The organism is Alkalibacillus filiformis, from assembly GCF_030814115.1.
Classification (GTDB): domain Bacteria; phylum Bacillota; class Bacilli; order Bacillales; family Alkalibacillaceae; genus Alkalibacillus; species Alkalibacillus filiformis.
The window spans coordinates 1-20,709 of the sequence record NZ_JAUSUP010000010.1 but is presented as its reverse complement, the minus strand read 5'-3'; the positions used below and the strand labels follow the sequence as shown (position 1 = coordinate 20,709).

The 20,709-nt window shown below is 40.5% G+C and carries 19 protein-coding genes; 2 read left to right on the top strand and 17 right to left on the bottom strand.

What is annotated here, in order from left to right:
• Positions 1–5: 5 nt before the first annotated feature.
• From J2R98_RS11860 to J2R98_RS11810, 11 genes are all read right to left on the bottom strand, one after another.
• The gene (locus tag J2R98_RS11860) at positions 6–572 is read right to left on the bottom strand and encodes a TasA family protein (protein ID WP_307069264.1); all 567 of its coding nucleotides are present in this window, start codon (positions 570–572) and stop codon (positions 6–8) included.
• Positions 573–624: 52 nt separating this feature from the next.
• Entirely contained in the window at positions 625–1,167 is a 543-nt protein-coding gene (locus J2R98_RS11855) for a signal peptidase I (protein WP_307069261.1), read from the bottom strand.
• Positions 1,168–1,417: 250 nt separating this feature from the next.
• Positions 1,418–1,597 carry an SE1832 family protein gene (locus tag J2R98_RS11850; RefSeq protein WP_307069258.1) on the bottom strand — a complete coding sequence of 60 codons (180 nt, stop codon included), beginning with the start codon at positions 1,595–1,597 and terminating at the stop codon, positions 1,418–1,420.
• 119 nt (positions 1,598–1,716) lie between these two features.
• Positions 1,717–2,220 (bottom strand): hypothetical protein, encoded by a 504-nt coding sequence (locus J2R98_RS11845; RefSeq protein ID WP_307069257.1) that lies wholly within the window; start codon positions 2,218–2,220, stop codon positions 1,717–1,719.
• A gap of 108 nt (positions 2,221–2,328) precedes the next feature.
• A complete protein-coding gene (gene hutG / locus J2R98_RS11840; RefSeq protein ID WP_307069255.1) occupies positions 2,329–3,276 on the bottom strand; it encodes a formimidoylglutamase in 948 nt (315 codons plus the stop codon).
• Complete coding sequence (gene hutI, locus J2R98_RS11835) at positions 3,269–4,522, bottom strand: imidazolonepropionase (RefSeq protein WP_307069254.1); 1,254 nt, start codon at positions 4,520–4,522, stop codon at positions 3,269–3,271. Before hutI ends, hutG begins: the two co-directional genes overlap by 8 nt.
• Positions 4,523–4,651: 129 nt before the next feature.
• Positions 4,652–6,310, bottom strand: a complete 1,659-nt coding sequence (hutU, locus tag J2R98_RS11830; protein ID WP_307069253.1) for a urocanate hydratase — start codon at positions 6,308–6,310, stop codon at positions 4,652–4,654.
• Positions 6,311–6,372: 62 nt separating this feature from the next.
• The gene (gene hutH, locus J2R98_RS11825; RefSeq protein WP_307069251.1) at positions 6,373–7,893 is read right to left on the bottom strand and encodes a histidine ammonia-lyase; all 1,521 of its coding nucleotides are present in this window, start codon (positions 7,891–7,893) and stop codon (positions 6,373–6,375) included.
• Positions 7,894–7,964: 71 nt separating this feature from the next.
• The gene (gene hutP, locus J2R98_RS11820) at positions 7,965–8,414 is read right to left on the bottom strand and encodes a histidine utilization transcription antiterminator HutP (RefSeq protein WP_307069249.1); all 450 of its coding nucleotides are present in this window, start codon (positions 8,412–8,414) and stop codon (positions 7,965–7,967) included.
• A gap of 96 nt (positions 8,415–8,510) precedes the next feature.
• Positions 8,511–9,044, bottom strand: a complete 534-nt coding sequence (locus J2R98_RS11815) for an acyl-CoA thioesterase (protein ID WP_146813368.1) — start codon at positions 9,042–9,044, stop codon at positions 8,511–8,513.
• A 158-nt stretch (positions 9,045–9,202) separates the two neighbouring features.
• Positions 9,203–10,768, bottom strand: a complete 1,566-nt coding sequence (locus J2R98_RS11810) for a BCCT family transporter (RefSeq protein ID WP_307069244.1) — start codon at positions 10,766–10,768, stop codon at positions 9,203–9,205.
• A 338-nt stretch (positions 10,769–11,106) separates the two neighbouring features.
• Here J2R98_RS11810 and J2R98_RS11805 point away from each other — a divergent pair, with 338 nt between their 5' ends.
• A complete protein-coding gene (locus tag J2R98_RS11805; RefSeq protein ID WP_307069243.1) occupies positions 11,107–11,589 on the top strand; it encodes a tetratricopeptide repeat protein in 483 nt (160 codons plus the stop codon).
• Positions 11,590–12,017: 428 nt separating this feature from the next.
• Here J2R98_RS11805 and J2R98_RS11800 read toward each other — a convergent pair whose 3' ends face one another.
• From J2R98_RS11800 to J2R98_RS11775, 6 genes are all read right to left on the bottom strand, one after another.
• Positions 12,018–12,974 (bottom strand): L-threonine 3-dehydrogenase, encoded by a 957-nt coding sequence (locus J2R98_RS11800; RefSeq protein ID WP_307069241.1) that lies wholly within the window; start codon positions 12,972–12,974, stop codon positions 12,018–12,020.
• Positions 12,975–13,006: 32 nt separating this feature from the next.
• Complete coding sequence (locus J2R98_RS11795) at positions 13,007–14,197, bottom strand: glycine C-acetyltransferase (protein WP_307069238.1); 1,191 nt, start codon at positions 14,195–14,197, stop codon at positions 13,007–13,009.
• A 162-nt stretch (positions 14,198–14,359) separates the two neighbouring features.
• Positions 14,360–15,400, bottom strand: coding sequence for an ABC transporter ATP-binding protein (locus tag J2R98_RS11790; RefSeq protein WP_307069236.1), 1,041 nt, complete (start codon positions 15,398–15,400; stop codon positions 14,360–14,362).
• Positions 15,369–16,400, bottom strand: coding sequence for an ABC transporter ATP-binding protein (locus tag J2R98_RS11785; RefSeq protein WP_307069234.1), 1,032 nt, complete (start codon positions 16,398–16,400; stop codon positions 15,369–15,371). Before J2R98_RS11785 ends, J2R98_RS11790 begins: the two co-directional genes overlap by 32 nt.
• A gap of 25 nt (positions 16,401–16,425) precedes the next feature.
• Entirely contained in the window at positions 16,426–17,349 is a 924-nt protein-coding gene (locus J2R98_RS11780; protein WP_307069231.1) for an ABC transporter permease, read from the bottom strand.
• 18 nt (positions 17,350–17,367) lie between these two features.
• Positions 17,368–18,261 carry an ABC transporter permease gene (locus J2R98_RS11775; protein WP_307069229.1) on the bottom strand — a complete coding sequence of 298 codons (894 nt, stop codon included), beginning with the start codon at positions 18,259–18,261 and terminating at the stop codon, positions 17,368–17,370.
• Positions 18,262–18,663: 402 nt separating this feature from the next.
• Between J2R98_RS11775 and J2R98_RS11770 the strand changes: the two genes are divergently transcribed.
• A complete protein-coding gene (locus J2R98_RS11770) occupies positions 18,664–20,409 on the top strand; it encodes a glutathione ABC transporter substrate-binding protein (protein WP_307069226.1) in 1,746 nt (581 codons plus the stop codon).
• Positions 20,410–20,709: the final 300 nt, after the last annotated feature.

Below are 20,709 nucleotides of genomic sequence, written 5' to 3'. Positions count from 1 at the left end.
TACTACTAGTTACCGTGTTCTTCATTCCAAGCTTCAAAAGCGTCTGCTGAATAATCAAAATCGAACTGCTGAACACCCATTACATTAAGTGTTACATTTATTTCAGACTCTTGATAATCATTTCCAGCACTTTCATCTAGAGAAGCTATTACTTCTAACTCTAAAGCTTCACCATCAAGCAGCGCTTCATCAAGGTAGTTCCAATCTTCTTCAGCAAAGTATGCATTCCAACCATCTACTGTTTTTTTAGTTCCTTCTTCCTCACCAGGCAATTTGATCTCCAAATAATATTTTTCTCCATGCCCATCACTAACTTCAATATCAAAGTTATATCCGACAAACATTGGTAAAGAACCTTCATTGGTTACTTCAGGAGTTGCACTAGCTGTTTTACCTGGCGCAAAATTCTCTTCACTAAATAGTTCACCTACTGAAATCCCCAATGTACCAGCTTCTACACTCCCCGTTGTACTATCTTCATCCGAGAAATACGAATACGTCCCAAATGCTCCCCCTGCTAAAATGGCACCTGTTAATGCTAGCGTACCCAAAACCTTCTTCGTGTTTTTCATAATCATTCTCCTCCCAACAGATTTATAAAAAAATTAATTGTTACTAAGTTCATCAAGCTGCTTCTTGTTCACGATCGTTTCTTCGTTTGACACGATCATAAATTTCTACAGCTACATACAAAACAAACGGTATTCCAAAGAGTACCAATGTCCCCATAGGCGTTGAGGCAAACTGCATAAGATGACCAGCTTTCGGGATTTTGAACACATATTCTCCTACTAGGTTTTGCTCTGACACGAGACTTTGGTCTGGTAATTCTACGTTGTCACCTTTTGTTTCATATTCAATTACCCCATCTTGCTCTACTCTGTCTATTACTCTATGAGTCACTAACATATCTCCTAGTTGATAGGTGATAATGTCTCCTGAACTAATCTTTGTAGCTTCGGTATTCTTAATAAATACTAGATCACCAGAAATGAATTCTGGGTCCATACTATCCGACAAGATCGTTAATGGTGTTATGCCAAAAAAAGTCGGTACATTTCCTGGATTATTATTCGCTTGGAAGCTTGTGTAAACAGTAAGTAACAATAAGACAGCTAATAAACTAAGAACTATATTTAAAGACCATTTCCAGACTTTTTTAGCCAAGACCAACACCCTCAAATGTTTATAGAGGTTTGTTCTTTATTACGAACAACCATTTGTAATTATAGTTCACTTTACAGATTATTCAAAATGTTAAATACCTCCAAATATTCTTTTTAAAGAACCAAATTAACTGTTTATGTGCTGAATACTCCATTTATCTTAATATTTCGCTCGGTTTTATTCTTGATAACGAACAAAAAGACCAAAATAAAACTGGGGTCAATTGACTAACCCCAGCTTTTATTTAACTTTAATCTACACGATTCATTTGCTTTCTTAATGAAGCCAGCTCGTCCTCGATGCGGTTTAGCGATTTTTCTAACATCGCCACGTTGCCACCGTTTGCTTCTAATTTATCTAGATCACCTTGAATTCGAATATAATCCATCTTTAACTGATCAATTTGTGTTTGGATTTCTTCTTTTGTCATTTAAATCACTCCATTTAAAAGGATCAAGTTCATTGTAAACCTTATAAGAGTTTTCTTGCAATTCATGAGATTCAAATGTCACGAAAATGATAAAGACTAGGAAATAGCTTCCTAGTCTTTTAATGGTGAAAAACGAAACTTCTCAGTGGAATTTCCTGAGCGTATTCTTGATCATTGACTTCATATTCGATTTGTATATAGTCTAAGTCAAACTGATAATTCGTTTCATGCAATGTCACTTTAAACACAATCGTGGTCGTGCGTTCTGATAGTGTGAAGTCGCTAGGGCGCTCGTATTCCCCTACTACTTCTCGCATTTCTGGGCTAAAGCCGTAAAACAACTCCGTTTCATTATGAGGATCAAAAAAGAGTTCAATGTGAATCGATTCGTCACCATTACTTAGTACCGTGCCGTCATCTTTTATAATGTTAACGTCTTGAATGGTTGGCATTTGCTCACCAGTCCACCTTAACTGCTTACCAATATAAACATCGTGGTACTCCTCAAACAGACTCGCATGAGCGCCTGTGTGGGAGATGTCGAGAAACTCTCCACTTTCACTATTCGCTTCAACTGCGAAATAGCCTGCTGTTCCTGATCCAATCAAAAAAGTTGTTAGCAATAGCCACCTTAATTTATTCACTTTTGACACCTCGAATTTTAGACTAATAATCTTTTTCTCTATTATACGGTTATTATTTAAATTCTATACATCTAGCAAGATATCCTTCTATTTTCCTAGTACTTTTCCTTTCCAATATGAAAAGATGACGTGAGCGGCTACTCGGCTCGTCATATTACGAAAATCAATCGTTGGGTCGATTTCAACGATGTCCATCGCTTGTACTTTGTCATGTTGCGCAGCTGTTTGGACTGCTTTCATTAACGAATGACTGTCCATTCCACCTGGGCCAATCGCTGGACAGCCTGGTGCAAAAGCTTGGTCTAATACGTCCATATCAACGGATAAATAAATAAGGTCGACTTTGTTTTCTAGTTTTTGAAGCGCTTGTTGGATCATTTCATCTATATTGTTCGTCATCACATCTTCCATCGTATAAACCGTGACGCCTTGTTCTTTGGCATAGTCATCGTAGCCTTTCGCATTTGTAAAATCACGAATACCGATTTGGACGATGTGTTCACCTTTTAACACGCCATTTTCAATCGAGCGACGAAAAGGCGTGCCATTTGTCGGGCCACCATCGTCTAAATTGCGAAGGTCGTGGTGGGCATCGAACTGGATGACACCGATTGTACCGTATTTTTCGTGGTGAGCTTTTATTGATGGAAAACTTACAGAGTGATCGCCACCTAATACGATTAACTGTTCCGCTTCTTCTTGATCTAGAACAGACTTCGTTGCCTGATAGATTCTATCTTGTGAATCTAAAATGTTAGTCGGATGCATTTCAACGTCACCGAAGTCGATGACGTTTTCGCCTTGAAAATCGTAGCTAATTTCTTTAGAAAAAGTCGAGTAACTTCCCATCGCTTGGCGAATAGCCCCTGGTGCAAAGGCTGCACCAGAGTGACTGATCGATGGTTTGGATAGTGGCGCTCCTAAAATGCCGTAGCGACTTTTGCTTCCATTCGGTTCTATAAATAGTTCATTCATTTTAGTTGTATATGAATCTTTAAAAATAGCTTTTCCAGCAGGTTTTAAATAGTTAGACATTGAGACCACCTCGTGTGTAGAGCTTTTTACCAGCTTTGAACACGGTGTTTACGTGATTGACGCCGTAATGGTATGGAATGTACTTGTAGTTTGGCGCATCCCAAATGACGATGTCTGCTTGGCGTCCTTCTTTAATTTTACCTGCAACGTCACCTCGGTTGATGGCGTAAGCTGCATTGGTCGTCACTGCATACCAGATTTCTTCTGGTGTCATGCGCATCCTTAATGCGGCAAGTGACATAATGAGCTGAATGTTTTCGGTGACAGAGCTTCCCGGATTGAAGTCAGTTGAGATCGCAACGGTTGCCCCCGCTTCAATCATGTCTCTTGCACGCGCAAAGTCTCCTTTTCCTAAATAGAAAATCGTTCCTGGTAGTAAGACACCGATTGTATCAGAGTTTGCTAGTTGTTCAATTCCTTCATCTGTTGCGACAGCTAAGTGGTCACCTGAACGTGCTCCTAATTCCACTGCAAGCTGTGTGCCACCTAAAGGCGCAATTTCATCAGCGTGTAATTTTACATCAAAGCCATACTCCTTCGCCTTGTTTAAATAACGACGCGACTGTTCGACTGTGAACACACCTTTTTCCGTAAAAATGTCGACAAACTCAGCTAAGCCTTCCTCTTTAATTTGTGGGAACATGGCAGCCATTTCATCGAGTAGCGCATCAGGATTATCTTTATACCCCTCCGTAATAGCATGCGCTCCTAAAAACGTCGAGACGACTTCAAGTGGGTGGTCTTTGCCGACTTCATTTGCAACGCGGAGCTGCTTGAGTTCTGTTTCACGGTCCATCCCGTAACCGCTTTTCGCCTCCACTGTCGTAATGCCGTAGCTTGCCATACGATCAAGGTGGAACATCGCTTTTTTATAAAGCTCTTGTTCTGACGTTTCGCGCGTTGCCCTAACAGTCGATAGAATGCCGCCACCTTGCTTTAAAATGTCTAGATACGGAACACCTTGCTGCTTTAGTGCCATTTCGTGCTCGCGAGAACCCCCAAATACTAAGTGCGTATGCGGCTCGACGATACCAGGTGTCACAAGGCGTCCTTCACAGTCGATTTTCTCCTCTGCCGGCTCATTTTCTAATTGGGAAGAAGGTCCAATTTTACTCACCATACCGCCCTCGATTAATACTGCGTAGTTTTCATAGACTGGTAGTTTGCTCATGTCTTTGCCGCGCACTTGACCGTCGTATTGATCCATCGTTAATAGTTGTCCGATATTATATAAAAGTGTTGCCATGTTCATTGCCTCCTCATAGTTTTCTCACGTTGGGATTAGGCGAACCCTTAATTAATTAGGCGTTCGCCTGAAAAAATAGAATTTCGCCCGAAAAATCTCAAATTCGCCCTAATTCTCAGGCGAACTATACTAATCTAGCAGAGGAATATCGACGCCTTTTTCCCGAGCGGTTTCTTCAGCTAGTTCATAGCCCGCATCGACGTGGCGCGCGACTCCCATGCCAGGGTCAGATGTTAAGACGCGATCGAGACGCTCATTCGCATCTTCCGTCCCATCAGCGACGATAACCATGCCAGCATGTAAAGAATACCCCATACCAACGCCTCCACCGTGGTGAACTGATACCCAGCTAGCTCCGTTTACGCTATTAATTAACGCATTTAAAATCGGCCAGTCGGCAACAGCGTCACTTCCGTCTTTCATCGATTCTGTCTCACGATTTGGTGAAGCTACTGAACCAGCATCAAGATGATCACGCCCGATGACAATCGGTGCGGAAAGTTCACCTGAAGCAATCATGTCGTTAATGATTTTCCCAAAACGAGCACGCTCGCCATAACCTAGCCAGCAAATACGTGATGGCAAGCCTTGAAAAGCGACTTGTTCACGCGCCATACGAATCCATTTACATAAATGCTCGTTATACGAAAACTCACGTAATAATACTTCATCAATTTTATAAATATCTTCAGGGTCTCCTGATAACGCCGCCCAACGGAAAGGGCCTTTTCCTTCACAAAATTGCGGACGAATAAAGGCTGGCACAAAGCCTGGAAAATCAAACGCACCTTTTAACCCTTCATCATAAGCTTCCTGACGAATGTTGTTCCCGTAATCAAACGTGACAGAACCTGCCTTTTGTAAGTCGAGCATCGCTTGGACGTGCTTTTTAATTGATTTGCGCGATAAAGACAAATACTCATCTGGGTTCGAATCACGCAAGACAGACCCTTCATCTAGTGAGTAACCCGTAGGTAAGTAACCGTTTAACGGGTCATGTGCAGAGGTTTGGTCGGTCACTAAGTCTGGCGTTACGCCGCGCTTCACTAACTCGGGCAACAATTCAGCTGCATTTCCTAAAAGCCCAATTGATAACGGTTTATCTTTTGCTTGAGCTTCACGCGCCATGTCTAATGCTTCATCAAGTGAGTTCGTCATTTTGTGTAAATAACGGTGCTCAATTCGGCGTTTTATTCTTTCTTCGTCTACCTCAATGGCGATGACAACTCCTTCGTTCATCGTGACGGCTAACGGTTGCGCACCACCCATCCCGCCTAATCCAGCTGTTACAGTGAGCGTTCCTTTGAGTGAACCGTTAAAATGTTGGCGAGCTGCTTCAGCAAACGTTTCATACGTTCCTTGCAAAATCCCTTGTGTTCCAATATAGATCCAACTTCCTGCTGTCATTTGGCCATACATCATGAGACCTTTCTTCTCTAACTCACGGAAATGATCCCAATTCGCCCAAGCTGAAACTAAATTGGAGTTAGCGAGCAAAACACGCGGGGCGTCTTTATGCGACTTAAATACCGCTACCGGCTTACCCGATTGAACGAGTAACGTCTCGTCCTCTTCTAAATCTTTTAACGTTTTAATGATTGCTTCATAACTTTCCCAATTACGAGCGGCTTTGCCAATCCCACCGTAGACGACTAGCTCGTCTGGATTTTCGGCTACTTCAGGGTCCAAGTTGTTCATCAGCATACGCAATGCCGCTTCTTGGACCCACCCTTTCGTATTCAGTTCACTCCCTCGTGGTGCACGGATCTTTTTAATTCCTTCTACCATTATGAGTTCCTCCTTTTTATAATGACTATATGCTCATCCATAGGACCTTCATGTTTGTTTCGTTAGCTTTGTGATACAGGCTTTACATCTTGCTCCCGCAACCACTCCGTTAACGCTTCGATGTCTTTTGAAAATGCTCGATCATGTTTAATGCTCGGAACGACGTCACGCGCCTTCGTGTAAAGTTCACGTGTTGCTTGAGCCAATTTTTCAACTCCTCTAACTTCAACTGCTTGCATCGCGCAAATGAGTTCGATTGCAATTACGCGATGAGCGTTTTGAACGATTTGATTGGCATGCCTTGCTCCAATTGTACCCATGCTGACGTGGTCTTCTTGGTTAGCTGAAGATGGTATAGAGTCAACACTCGCTGGGTGTGCTAACGTCTTGTTTTCTGATACGAGTGATGCGGCTGTATATTGCATAATCATCGCACCAGATTGCAAGCCAGGTTTTGGACTTAAAAATGGTGGCAAATCATTTAATTGTGGGTTAACGAGTCGTTCAATCCGTCGCTCTGACATATTGGCCACTTCTGCCATACCAATTTTAAGTAAGTCCATTGCAATAGCGATCGGTTGTCCGTGAAAATTTCCGCCAGAAAGTACTTCTCCCTCATCTGTAAAAATTAACGGGTTGTCTGTTGCAGCATTGATCTCAACTTCCAGCTTTTCTTTAACGTAATTTAACGTTTGCCATGATGCACCTAACACTTGTGGTATGCACCGTATGGAATAGGCATCTTGCACACGTTTTTCACCTTGCTTTGTCACAAGTTGGCTATCATGCAAAAAACCTCTCACACGTTCAGCCACTTCAATTTGTTCTTTGTGCCCTCGAACGTCGTGAATTTTTGGGTCAAAAGCACAAATAATGCTTTCTAATCCTTCCATCGTCATTGCAGCAATTTGTTCAGATTGTTTTAACGTTTCTTCTGCTTCTAAATAAGTTAAAGCACCTACAGCTGTCATCGCCTGTGTTCCGTTAATGAGTGCTAAGCCTTCTTTTGCCTTTAACTGAATCGGGGTGAATCCTTTCTCTCCTAAAACCTCTTGAGCTGGCTTAATTTCACTGTCATGAAGCACTTCACCGTCACCTAATAATACGAGAGCCAAGTGTGCAAGTGGCGCTAAGTCCCCACTTGCCCCGAGTGACCCTTGCGACGGGATCACAGGTGTGATGTCTTTATTTAGCATCTCAACTAACTTCTCAATGACAATCGGCCTTACTCCTGAGTAACCTTTTAATAGAGCGTTGGCTCGAAGTAAAACCATCGCACGACTTACTTCTTTAGAAAATGGCTCCCCGACTCCACAAGCATGTGAATAAATTAGATTCATCTGCAGTTCATCTAAATCTTGTTCATCGATTTCGACATCACTAAACTTACCAAACCCTGTATTAATGCCGTAAATGACGTCATGTTGCTCAACAGCTGTTTCAATCATTTTTCGACTTTCAATCACATTTTGAAGTGAAGTTTCTGATATGGTAACGGTTTCAAAATGGTAAACAACACGCTTGATCTCATTTAACGTTAACGAATGTCCATTAATCTCCACACGACCACCTCCATTAAACATAAAAAAGGGACTTATCCTTGATTACATTCAAGAATAAGCCCCCTAATATCTCATTACTCATGGGCATTTCGTTATATGTGATTAATTCCTAAACCTGCTGTCTCATGCTCGAGTCCACGAATTGGTGCGCCAATTGTTCCATAAAGCGCAACAGCAATCCATTCTCCTTCTTGTTCGTTTTCATAAGGTTTCCCTCGAACGACAGCAAATCTCAATCCAACTGTACGCATCACGTCTCCAAGTTGTACTTGGCCTCTTGTCACACCTTGCACCGCTTCTAAAATGGCATGGTAAAGCGCATGCATCTCTCGGTACAAACCTTCTTCAATAATGTGATTGCGCTTAGCTGCTGTCTCAATGGCTGATACAACTTTTTGTAAATCCATTGATCCAGTTTTACCTAAACAATACTGAAAAGTTGTCTCGTTTATCTCGGACTTTAACCCTTCGATCTCATCACTACTGGCTAATACTAACTGAAGGGCACATTTTCCGATTCCGATACTTTGTTGCCTAACCATATTAACACCACAATTCTCTTCACTAATCAAAATTGTAAAACAATTTTGAAAAAGTGTCAATATAGGTCATTATGAATGTATGCCCTTACTGTTATGTTATGCCTTTCGATTTGAAGTTGGGTCCCAAGGAAAGTCTGCACCAAACTTTTCTGCCAATGTCTTCGATTCTTCACGGCGCTTTTTACGATAGTCGGCGCGCTCTTTCGCCCCTTCATGTAACCACTTTTCTTCCTCAGATTCAGGATACACTGAAGGCACTTGAGTTGGTTTGCCGTTTTCGTCAATTGCAACCATCGTTAAGAAAGCTGTCGTACAAACATGACGTTCACCCGTCAGTAAGTTTTCAGTAATGGCTTTAACGAACACTTCCATAGAAGTATTGTGCGTCCATGTGACGAACGCTTCTAAGCAAATTGTACTGCCTTCTTGTACTGGTGCTAAAAAGTCGACCGAATCCGTTGAAGCTGTTACAACTGGTGTTCTTGCATGACGTGTTGAGGCGATCGCTGCTACATCGTCCATATAAGCCATTAATTTACCACCGAATAATGTCCCATGACTATTCGTATCTGGAGGTAATACGTGTGAATTTTTTACAGTTAATGAATGAATACACGGTTTTGCTTCCATCGTGTCACCCTACCTTTTAAGTCTTTATTAAGTTAAGACAATTTACTTAACATTAATCTTTGTTCATTACGAGCTTAGTATACCACCTCAACCGGTTGAATACATAAAGAAATACTCAAAGAAAAAGCTTACTGGCTCTCACCAGTAAGCTTAATTATTTAATCATCTTTCTTTTTAATTCCTTGTTCTTCAGCAAGCCTTTTGGCCACTTTAACTGAATCCCAAATTGGCGGGAGCAATAAGAGTGACACTGGTACGGCGGTTACAACGATAAAGTTTTGTAACATACCGATACTATCACCGCTACCTTCACCAATTGTAATTAACGCAATAGCAATGGCACCAAATAGAAGAGCCCAGAATACACGAACATAAGTGCTCGGTTCATCATTACCTGTCACGGCTACTGCTGAGGCATAGGACATCGAGTCTGTTGTTGTAGCAACGAAGATCACCGTTACAATCAAGAAACCAAAGGCCAATAAACCTCCAAACGGTAACTGCTCTAAAATCGATGCAACCGCAGCCTCTTGTCCGACTTCGGCCAGCGGAACAGAAATACTCTCAGGGTTTTGGATTTCAAACCAAACTCCTGTACCTCCAATCGTTGCAAACCAGAAGTTACTTACAATCGGAGCCATAATAGCTACCGCTACGACAAGCTCACGAATTGTACGACCTCTTGAAATACGACTAATAAAGATCGCCATCATCGGTCCGAAGCCAATAAACCAACCCCAGAAGAAGACGGTCCACCATGCTAACCATACTTCATCGCCTCGTGTTAAGCTCATCATTAAATAATTTTGTAATTGGAAAGCTTCTGCGGTAACGAATGCATCTAAAATGAACATCGTTGGACCAACAATTAAAATGATAATCATTAAAACAACCGCAAAGCTAACATTAAATCGACTTAATATTTGAATACCACGATCGACACCAGTAATCGCTGAAATCGTCGCAATCGTCACTAAAATAACGATAAATGATATTTGTGTAAATAACGTACTTGGAACACCAAATATATCTTCAAATGCGTAAGCTGCTTGTAATCCTAAAAATCCGATCGCACCAATTGTACCAGCAGCTACTGCAATAATTGATGTAACGTCTGCTAATACACCCCAGAAATTAAAGCGTTTGAACACTTTATCCCCTAATAATGGGTAAAGCATCGTTCTTGGCTTTAACGGCATACCTTTATGATAGTGTGCATACATAATCACAATCGTTGCTACCGTACCTAACACAGCCCAAGCTGAGAATCCCCAGTGGAAGAAGGCTTGTGACATACCTGGTACAACACGTTCCCATTCACTCATTCCATCTGAATTAAACAGAGGAGGTGTATCTAAATAGTGTTGAATTGGCTCACTTGCTGCCCAAAAAACACCACCTGCTGCTAATAACGTCGTTAAAATCATCGCCACCCAACGGAAGTTACCGTACTGTGGCTCTTCTTTATTACCTAAACGGACACGTCCATAACGTGAGAACATTAAAATCAAACTGACAATCAATGTTGCAAGCATTAATAATTGCCAAAATAAACCGAAGTACCTAGCTGAAAAATCGAATGATGCACTTACAGCCTCAGATGCGAAATCTGGCGTAAAGAAAGCTAATAATAAGAATAAAAGCAAGAACCCTCCACTGATCGCAAACGGGCCCCATTGTGTGCCTGTTCCTAAATACTCATCGGTATAATACTTTTTCTTCATCCTTTTCCTCCTGTAAAAAGCTTTTATATAACTGTACGAATGATGTTTACCTCCAGCTCCTTTCCGCTATTAAGGTTTTCGCACAATTAGTTTTAAATTGTAGTTTAAAAAGACATATTTCGTCAAAATTTTTGTTTACTTAAAAAGTGCTAAAATTTGGCGAAATTTAAAGCCATTTTATGCTGACATGTTATAGGTAAAGTTATTTACCTTCTAATCATGTTATTTGCTACTTTTAAAAAATTATTATACTTGGTATTGAAAAAAGTCCTTTATTTGAAATGAGGGATTAGTTTTGCTAAAACTATAGAAGGATATAGAAAAAGGAGATTCTCAAAATGACACAACGACAAAATGCTTTAAAGTTGAAAGAAGAAGGAAATTTTTCTGAGGCACAACCTATTTTCGCAGAACTCGTTCAAAGCCACCCTGAAGATCATGAAACGTTATTAGCTGCTGCCTATGTACACGAGCAACTTGAGATGTTCCCCCAAGCGATCACTTTTTACCAACAAGCATTAGACCTTTCTTTAAATGAGGGAGAAAGAAAGGAAGCATTGCTTCGCCTTGGAATTAGTTATCGTGCTGTTGGATTGTATGATAAAGCGAAAGAAACGTTAGAGGTTGGTATGAGTGAATATCCAAGTTATAACCCGATGTATGTTTATTTTGCGTTTACGTTGTACAATTTAGGTGATTATGATTTGGCGATGGAGATTATGGCACAAAAGCTGTTAGAAACAACGCGTGATGAAGATTTAGTTAAGCACCAAGAGTTTATTGAGTTTTATGCCAGTTGTTTAGATGAGACGTTTAACTAATTAGGTTGAGTCAGAACTAATTGTTAATACACAAAACCCGAACGAAATCATAATCTGAATTCGTTCGGGTTTGACTTTTTCTGATTATCGCTCCATCAAAATGCTTCGCTTTTACCCACAGGGCACAAGGGCAACATCTGCTCAAGCTTCCTAAGGTCGCTTGTCGCAGTGTTTTCTATGCAGGGGCGGCTGGTGTGAGCCAAGCTACTACTTCGAGTCATCTTCTCTTGTGCTTTGCACCGAGGAAGCATGCTTCAAAGATTAGCTAGAAGACGCAGGTGCATCCCACGGGGTCTCACCCAGGCCTTTGCTCCCACAGGAGTCTACGCATTTTGATTCCGCTAAGCGACTGCTCTATGCTTAATTAAGCTGATTGGCTAACTCCTCGTGTTTTCATTACACTGCAAATCTTTTGTCCCAACCTCTATTTACAAAGAAACATTTAATTTAGTTTTTAATTTCTCTAACATATCCTCACTCATTCTGTCGATATCGTAATCGATTGAGAAGCCCCATTCTTCTTTTGCTTTAGAGGCATCAATTGAGTTTGGCCAGCTGTCGGCAATTTGTTGTCTTACTGGGTCTACTTCATAATCTAGTGTGAACTCAGGAATATGCTTTTGGATCGCCTGTTCAAAATGTTCAGGTGCAGCGCTCATCGCTGTAACGTTGTACGCATTACGATTGACAAGCTTAGATGGGTCAGCTTCCATTAAATCGATAATCGCTTTAACAGCATCAGGCATGTACATCATATCCATATGAGTTCCTTGACCAATATAAGATGTATAATGCTTATTCTTTAACGCTTCGTAATAGACTTCAACTGCATAGTCCGTAGTCCCACCACCTGGTTCTGTCACATACGAAATCAAACCTGGGAAACGTACACCACGTGTATCAACGCCGAAACGTTGGAAGTAATAATCAGATAAAAGTTCACCAGCTACTTTATTCACTCCATACATCGTTGTTGGACGTTGGATTGTAAGCTGTGGTGTTAAGTCTTTAGGTGTTGTTGGACCAAACGCGCCGATCGAACTTGGTGTAAAGAACTTTGCATCAAGTTCACGTGCCACTTCTAATGCATTCATAAGACCGTTCATATTTAAATTCCAAGCCAATTGTGGGTTACTTTCAGCTTTAGCTGACAATAAAGCAGCTAAATGAATAACTGTATCAACTTGGTATTTGTTTGCAATGTCATGCATTTCTTTACCTTGCATGACATCCAAAGTTTCAAAAGGGCCTTCCGTCACAACTGGGCTATCAGCTTCACGAATGTCGGTTGCAATAACATTGTCTGCACCGTACTGATTACGCAAAGCCATCGTTAGCTCTGAACCGATTTGGCCAAGTGAGCCGGTTACTAAAATCTTCTTCATCGTAATAGTTCCTCCTATCCCCTTGTAAGCTTTTAGATAACGCCCATTTCTTTACCGACTTTTTCATAGATCTTAATGGCATTATCTAACATCTCTTTTGTATGTGCTGCTGTTGGCATATTTCTTACACGTCCAGTACCACGTGGAACAGTTGGGAAAACGATGGCTTTAGCATAAACACCTTCTTCGTTTAGGCGCTTACTAAATTGTTGTGTCGTCTTCTCATCACCAATTACACAAGGCGTAATTGGCGTTTCACTTTCACCAATATTAAAACCTAATCCTTTTAAGCCCTCTTTTAAGTAATTTCCATTTTCCCACATCTTATCGTATAGCTCAGTTGACTCCATTAGTATGTCGATTGCTTTTGTCGATGCTGTTACATCTGCAGGTGATAAAGATGTTGAGAATAAGAAAGGTCTTGAGCGTACTTTTAGCCAGTCTACTAATTCTTGTTTACCTGCAACGTATCCTCCAACAACTCCAATCGCTTTAGATAATGTACCCATTTGGAAATCAATTTTGTCTTGAAGTCCGAAATGCTTAACTGTTCCAGCACCTTTACCTAGAACACCTGAACCGTGAGCATCATCTACGTAAGTAATTAAGTCAAATTCTTCAGCAATCTCTACAATTTCAGGCAATTTTGCAACGTCGCCATCCATCGAGAAGACACCATCTGTAATCACCATTACTTTGTTGTATTGGCCAGACTCTGTAGCTTCTTTCGCTTTTTGACGAAGATCTTCCATGTCATTGTGACCGTAAGGAATAATTTTCGCTTTAGATAAACGACAACCATCAATAATTGATGCGTGGTTTAACGAATCAGATAGAATCGCATCATTTTTATCCATCACGGCTGAGATCGCCGCCATATTGCAGTTAAATCCAGACTGGTATGCAATTGCACTCTCAGTTCCTTTAAACTCTGCAATTTTCTCCTCTAACTTAACGTGTAAATCAAGTGTACCGTTAATTGTACGTACTGCACCTGCTCCTACACCGTGAGAATCAACTGCTTGTTGAGCAACTTCTTTAAGTCTTTCGTCAGTTGCTAGTCCAAGATAGTTATTTGAGGAAAGGTTTATTAATTTCTGACCATTGATTGTAATTTCAGGCCCATTCGCACCTTCTACAGGATCAATTTCATTGTAAAGTCCTTGATCTTTTAACTCTTGTAAATTTTCATTTAAAAAACGATCTAAAGTTTCACTAGGCATTAAATTACCTCCTAAAAAGTTGTCATAATGTAGTTTTCCCAATATGTATCATAACATGATTTAAGCAGTTATGGGGAAACCACGTTACATAAGTTTCTTATCAATAAGACACTTTAAAGCATAAAAGAAAACAGGGAGATGACCTCTCCCTGTTACCATAGCTTATACATCTCTTACTTTTGATGTTTCTCTCGTTGGCTGATGTTCACCAGATTCAATAGCTTTAATATAGTGACAAGCTGCTGCGTGACCATCAGTCATGTAGTCTTCATTACGCAATTCTGGTACTTCTTCAGCACACTTATCTGTCGCAAATGGACACCTTGTGTGGAAGCGACAACCCGTTGGCGGATCGATTGGTGAAGGGACATCACCTTGTAAGAAAATACGCTCTGTTTTCTTTTCTGGATCCGGTACAGGAATTGCTGATAATAAAGCTTTTGTATAAGGGTGTTGAGGGTTTTCGAAAATTGATTTCGTGTCACCAATCTCAACAATTTTCCCTAAATACATAACGATAATACGATCTGAGATGTGACGTACAACACCTAAGTCGTGCGCGATAAATAAATACGTCAAATTCCACTCATTTTGGAATTTCTTTAACAGGTTTAATACCTGTGCTTGAATCGATACGTCCAATGCAGAAACTGCTTCGTCACAAACAATTAACTTCGGATTAACTGAAAGTGCACGAGCAATACCGATACGTTGACGCTGACCACCTGAGAATTCGTGTGGGAAACGGTCAGCTTGGTGTGGCTGTAAACCGACTGTTTCCATTAATTCTGCAATACGGTCATTACGCTCATCACGTGGCACTGCGCTTTGGATTTCCATCGCTTCGTTTAACGTTTGACGTACTGTCATACGTGGGTTTAAAGATGCGTAAGGGTCTTGGAAAATAATTTGTAAGTCTTTACGCATTTTACGCATTTCTTTCTTATTTAAAGAAAGTAAATCAGTACCATCAAATTCGATTGTCCCGTCAGTAGGGTCATCTAATCGCAAAATAGCACGTCCTGTCGTTGATTTACCACAACCGGACTCACCAACAACACTCACTGTTTCACCTTCATAAATTGTGAATGAAACATCGTCAACAGCTTTTACGTTATTTACCGTACGACCTAAGACTCCACCTTTAATCGGGAAATATTGTTTTAAATTATTAATCTTCAGAAGTTCTTTTTTCTGGCTCATACACTTTCACCTCCGGATCGCCATCCCATTCATCTGTGTAGATCCAGCAACGAACTTGTTCACCTTCACCAACGTCATCTAGGTTTGGTAGTTCGCTGTGGCATAAATCAGTTGCAAATGGGCAACGTGGCGCGAATCGACAACCATCAGGCATCTCATGTGGCGCTGGAACTGTACCTTCAATAGGAATTAATTCTTCTTGGTCCACATCACTACGTGGTAGTGAATTTAATAGACCTACTGTATATGGGTGCCTTGGATTTTTGAATAACGTCTTAACGTCTGCGTATTCAACAACTTTTCCGCAGTACATAACGGCAACATAATCACAAGTCTCTGCTACAACACCTAAGTCGTGCGTGATCATAACAACAGACATGCCCATTTCGTCCTGTAACTCTTTAATTAACTCTAAAATTTGTGCCTGAATCGTAACGTCTAGCGCTGTAGTAGGCTCGTCTGCAATTAATAATTCAGGATTACATGCTAATGCCATTGCAATCATAACACGCTGGCGCATACCACCTGATAATTCGAACGGATACTGCGTTACACGCTTTCTCGGTGACGGAATTCCTACTAACTCTAGTAATTCAATCGATTTTTCTGTACCGTCTTTCTTATCAAGACCGCGGTGAATTTTCAATGCTTCACGAATTTGTTGACCAATTGTATAAACAGGGTTTAGTGACGTCATTGGCTCCTGGAAGATCATTGAAATTTGGTTACCTCGCACTTTACGCATTTGTGCTTCACTATAATCTAAAAGGTTTTGACCCTTGAAGTTTATTTCTCCACCGACGATTTCACCTGGCGAATCGATTAATTGAAGGATTGATAATGCACTAATACTTTTACCAGAACCTGATTCACCTACAATTCCTAACGTTTTACCTTTAGGAACGTCAAAAGTAACACCGTCAACAGCTTTAATTTCATTTCCTTCTATGAAGAAAGACGTTCTTAAGTCTTTAACTTCTAAAATTTTCTCATCACTCATGATCCTACACCTCGCTTTCTATCAATTAATCGTTAAGATCAATACGCTTGTTAAGGAATTTATAAGAAATATCGACTAATAAGTTAACTACAACGAATACGACTGAAATAATTAGAATACACGCCTGAACAACTGGGAAGTCACGGTTCATAATAGAGTCAACTAATAACCTACCCATTCCGTTAATTGCGAATACTTCCTCAGTTAAAACTGCACCGGCTAATAATGCACCGAATTGTAGACCGACAACAGTTACAACCGGGATTAGTGCGTTTTTAAGCGCGTGCTTATAAATGATAATACGTTCTTTAACACCTTTAGCACGTGCTGTACGAATATAGTCTTGTGAAATAACCTCAAGCATACTTGAACGTGTCATACGTGCAATAATAGCTGCACCGGCTGTACCTAAGGTTATAACTGGTAGTAATATTTGCTCTGGTGAACCCCAACCTGTTGGCGGGAACCAGCCCAAGTTAATAGAGAACCACTGCATTAACATTAAGCCTAACCAGAAGTTCGGCATGGATAAACCGAATAGTGCAACAATCATAATCGATACGTCAGCTACTGAATACTGGCGTACCGCAGAGATAATACCTGCAATTAAACCTAAGAAAATACTTAATACCGTAGCGTATAATGCTAACTCTATTGTTACCCAAAAACGAGGAGCTACCTCATCAATTACTGGTGTGTTGTAACGCATGGACGTTCCAAGGTCACCTTGGACAACACCTACAACATAATCAAAATACTGCACCGGCAATGGATCATTTAATCCTAAACGGTTTTCAATTTGCGCAACCATCTCAGGTGGAGCATTCTCCCCTGCCATCAACTGGGCCGGGTTACCAGGCGTTAAGTGCATTAAAAGGAACACTAAAACCGTAACACCTAACAATACCGGAATCAGTTGCAGGATACGACGGATTATATATACAGTCATCTATTTTGCACCTCTTTTCTACTTTTTCATTTTTGGATCTAACGCATCACGTAAACCATCACCAAAGATGTTAAACGCTAATACGACAATAACGATAAATGCACCTGGGAAAAATGCGATATACCCTGCATCTCTCATATAACCTCTACCATCATTTAACATCGCGCCCCACTCTGGCGTTGGTGGCTGTGCACCCATACCTAAGAAGGATAGACCAGCTGCTGTTAAGATTGCTGTTGCAATATAAAGTGTCGCGTTAACAATAACTGGTGATAATACGTTTGGTAAAATGTGCTTAAAGATGATTCGTCCATCACCTGCACCTAAAGCTCGGATCGCATCAACATACTCAAGCTTTTTCGCTGCCAATGTTGAACCACGAATAATACGGGCGAAACCTGGTACAGCATAAATAGCTACGGCAATCGTTACGTTTATTAAGCTTCCACCTAAAATACTTACAATTGCTAAAGCTAGTAAAATACCTGGGAAAGCTAAAAGAATATCAATAAACCTCATAATAATGTTATCAATGCGACCACCGTAATAACCCGAGATGATACCGATCGGGATACCAATTAGCGCCCCCATAATTACTGAGGCAAAACCAATTCCTAACGTTAATGACATACCGTGAATGATTCTCGTAAATATGTCACGCCCCATATGGTCCGTGCCGAACCAAAACTCTGCTGAAGGGCCTTCGAATCTGTTCATAACATCCGTATCATTCGGATGGTTTGACGTTAGCAAAGGACCTATAATTGATACAACTATTAAAAATAAAATGGTGTAAAAACCAATCAAGGCTGCTTTATTTTTTGCTAGGCGTTTGTAAAAATCCTTTACTGATTTAACTCTTGGATTTTCAACTTTTTGTTGTACGCCTTCTTCTACCTGTTGATTTGACACAGCTTATACCCCCTTTTTTTAACCATCGAAAATTTTGAATATTTAATTTTTGTGAACCCTCACTTTAAATATTCTACCACAAATGTAAGCGCTTTTTTATGTCGTTTCTTGGTAAAAATATTTTAGTGAGTCTACTTTCTCAACTATCATAAACGTACATTTCGAATAATACAATAATTTACCCCAAATTAAGTCTATTCAGAATTTGCTAATAATATTGAATATAATCAAAAAAACATAGTTTCTTCATTATATAGAGTCTTTATATTAACAATTACAAATTAATTTTGACAAAATATAACCTTGCTAATAGTTTGAAAATGATTTATATTATGTTTGAGGGCATGCCTAATAATTTAGGCTACTCAAATACTTATAAATTACCAAGGGGGTAACACAAGCATGAAGTCAAACAAAACATTTTGGCTATTAGCCGTAATGCTAGTTTTCTCACTATTTCTAGCAGCTTGTGCTGGTGATGGTACTGGTGACGAGGATCCAGGTACTGACGAAGATCCAGATACAGGCGAAGAAGCTGGTGGAGATGACGAAGAAGCTGGTGATGATGTGGATGCTGATATCGACGTTGATGGCGATCATCTAATCCTTGCAGTATCTTCAGACTTAGTTTCATTAGATCCACACGGAGACAACGACGTTCCTTCTAGTAACGTTCGTAGTAACATTTATGAAACACTAGTTAAGCAAGACGAAGATATGGAAATCGTTGAAGGTCTTGCAACTGATTGGGAAGAAGTAGACGATACTACTTGGGCTTTCACTCTACGTGAAGGAGTACAATTCCATGATGGTTCAGAGTTTACAGCATCTGCAGTAAAAGCTAACCTAGAGCGTGTACTAGACCCTGCAATGGCGTCTCCACGTACTTTCCTATACCAGATGATTGAAGAAGTATCAGTTGAAGGTGACTATGAAGTTCACATTACAACTGAATATCCATTTGCTCCACTATTAGCTCACTTAGCTCACGATGCTGGTGGTATGATTAGTGAAGAAGCAATCACAACTGACTACGAGCAAGCTTTAGAAGAAGCTGGTTATGATATGTCAGTAGAAGAATACTATGAGCTTCGCGCTGAAGGTGGCGAAGAATTTGAAGAAGTATCAGGAGACATCGCTGAATATGTTGGTACTTATGTAGCAAGCAACCCACACGGTACTGGCTACTTCCAATTATTTGAGCGTACTTCTGGTGAAGAAACGACTCTAGAGCGTTTCGAAGATTACTGGGGTGAAAATGCACTTCCAGGTGCTGTAACGTTCAAGGTTATTCCTGAGCCTGGCGCTCGTTTAGCAGAGTTAGAAACTTACAACTCTCACATTGCTGATCCAATTCAGCCAACTGACGTTTCTAACGTAGAAGCTTTAGAAGACGCATATGTTAACACTCAAGAATCTGTAAGCTTATCTTACATTGGGTTCAACATGGAAAAAGAACCTTTTGATGATGCTCGTGTACGTCAAGCTATTAACTTAGCTGTAAACCAAGAGGAAATCATTGAAGGTATCTATGATGGTAATGGTATTCCAGCTATTGGTCCATTAGCTCCAGACGTTTTCGGTTATGACGATAACGTATCTGGTTTAGGTTATGATTCTGACCGTGCTCAAGAGCTTCTAGAGGAAGCTGGTTACGGTGATGGTTTCGAAACGACACTATGGACTAACGATAATGAGCAACGTGTAGAAACTGCTCTATACGTTCAAGACGTATTAGGTGATTACGGAATCGATGTTGAAATCGAAGAGCTAGAATGGGGTGCTTACCTAGACCGTACAGCTAACGGTGAACATGACATGTTCGTACTAGGTTGGTCTACAGTAACAGCTGACGCTGACTATGGTCTATACGCTCTATTCCATTCAAGCGCTATGGGTGCAACAGGTAACCGTACATTCACTGATGACCCAGAACTAGATGAACTTCTAGATGCTGGTCGTCGTGAAGGTGACCCTGAAGCACGTCAAGAGATCTACACTGAAGTACAAGAGCTATTAACTGAAATCGCTCCTATGCTTTACGTTCACCACCAGAACTACCTAACTGGTGTAAGAGAAGAAGTTGATGGTTTCTGGGTAGACGCATTAGGTATTTATCAGCTTAAAGATGTAACAATTAACGATTAATCTTTAAGTCATAATAAAAAGGCTGGCATTGCGCCAGCCTTTTTTGTTTGTCTTATTTGAAATTTCAACGATAACTTTGAGATTTTTTGAACCGTTTTGTGAGCACCTAGACTTCTATTTTGAGCATCTTGAACCGCTTTATGAGCATCTATACTTCTACTTTGAGCATCTTGAACCACTTTATGAGCATCTAGACTTCTACTATTAAGGTTAGTATCAAAATTGGACACACTCTAAGGCAAAATGTTTCCATGAAATTAAGTCTAGAAAAGGTAGGGGTAATTATGCCAGAAAAAAAGC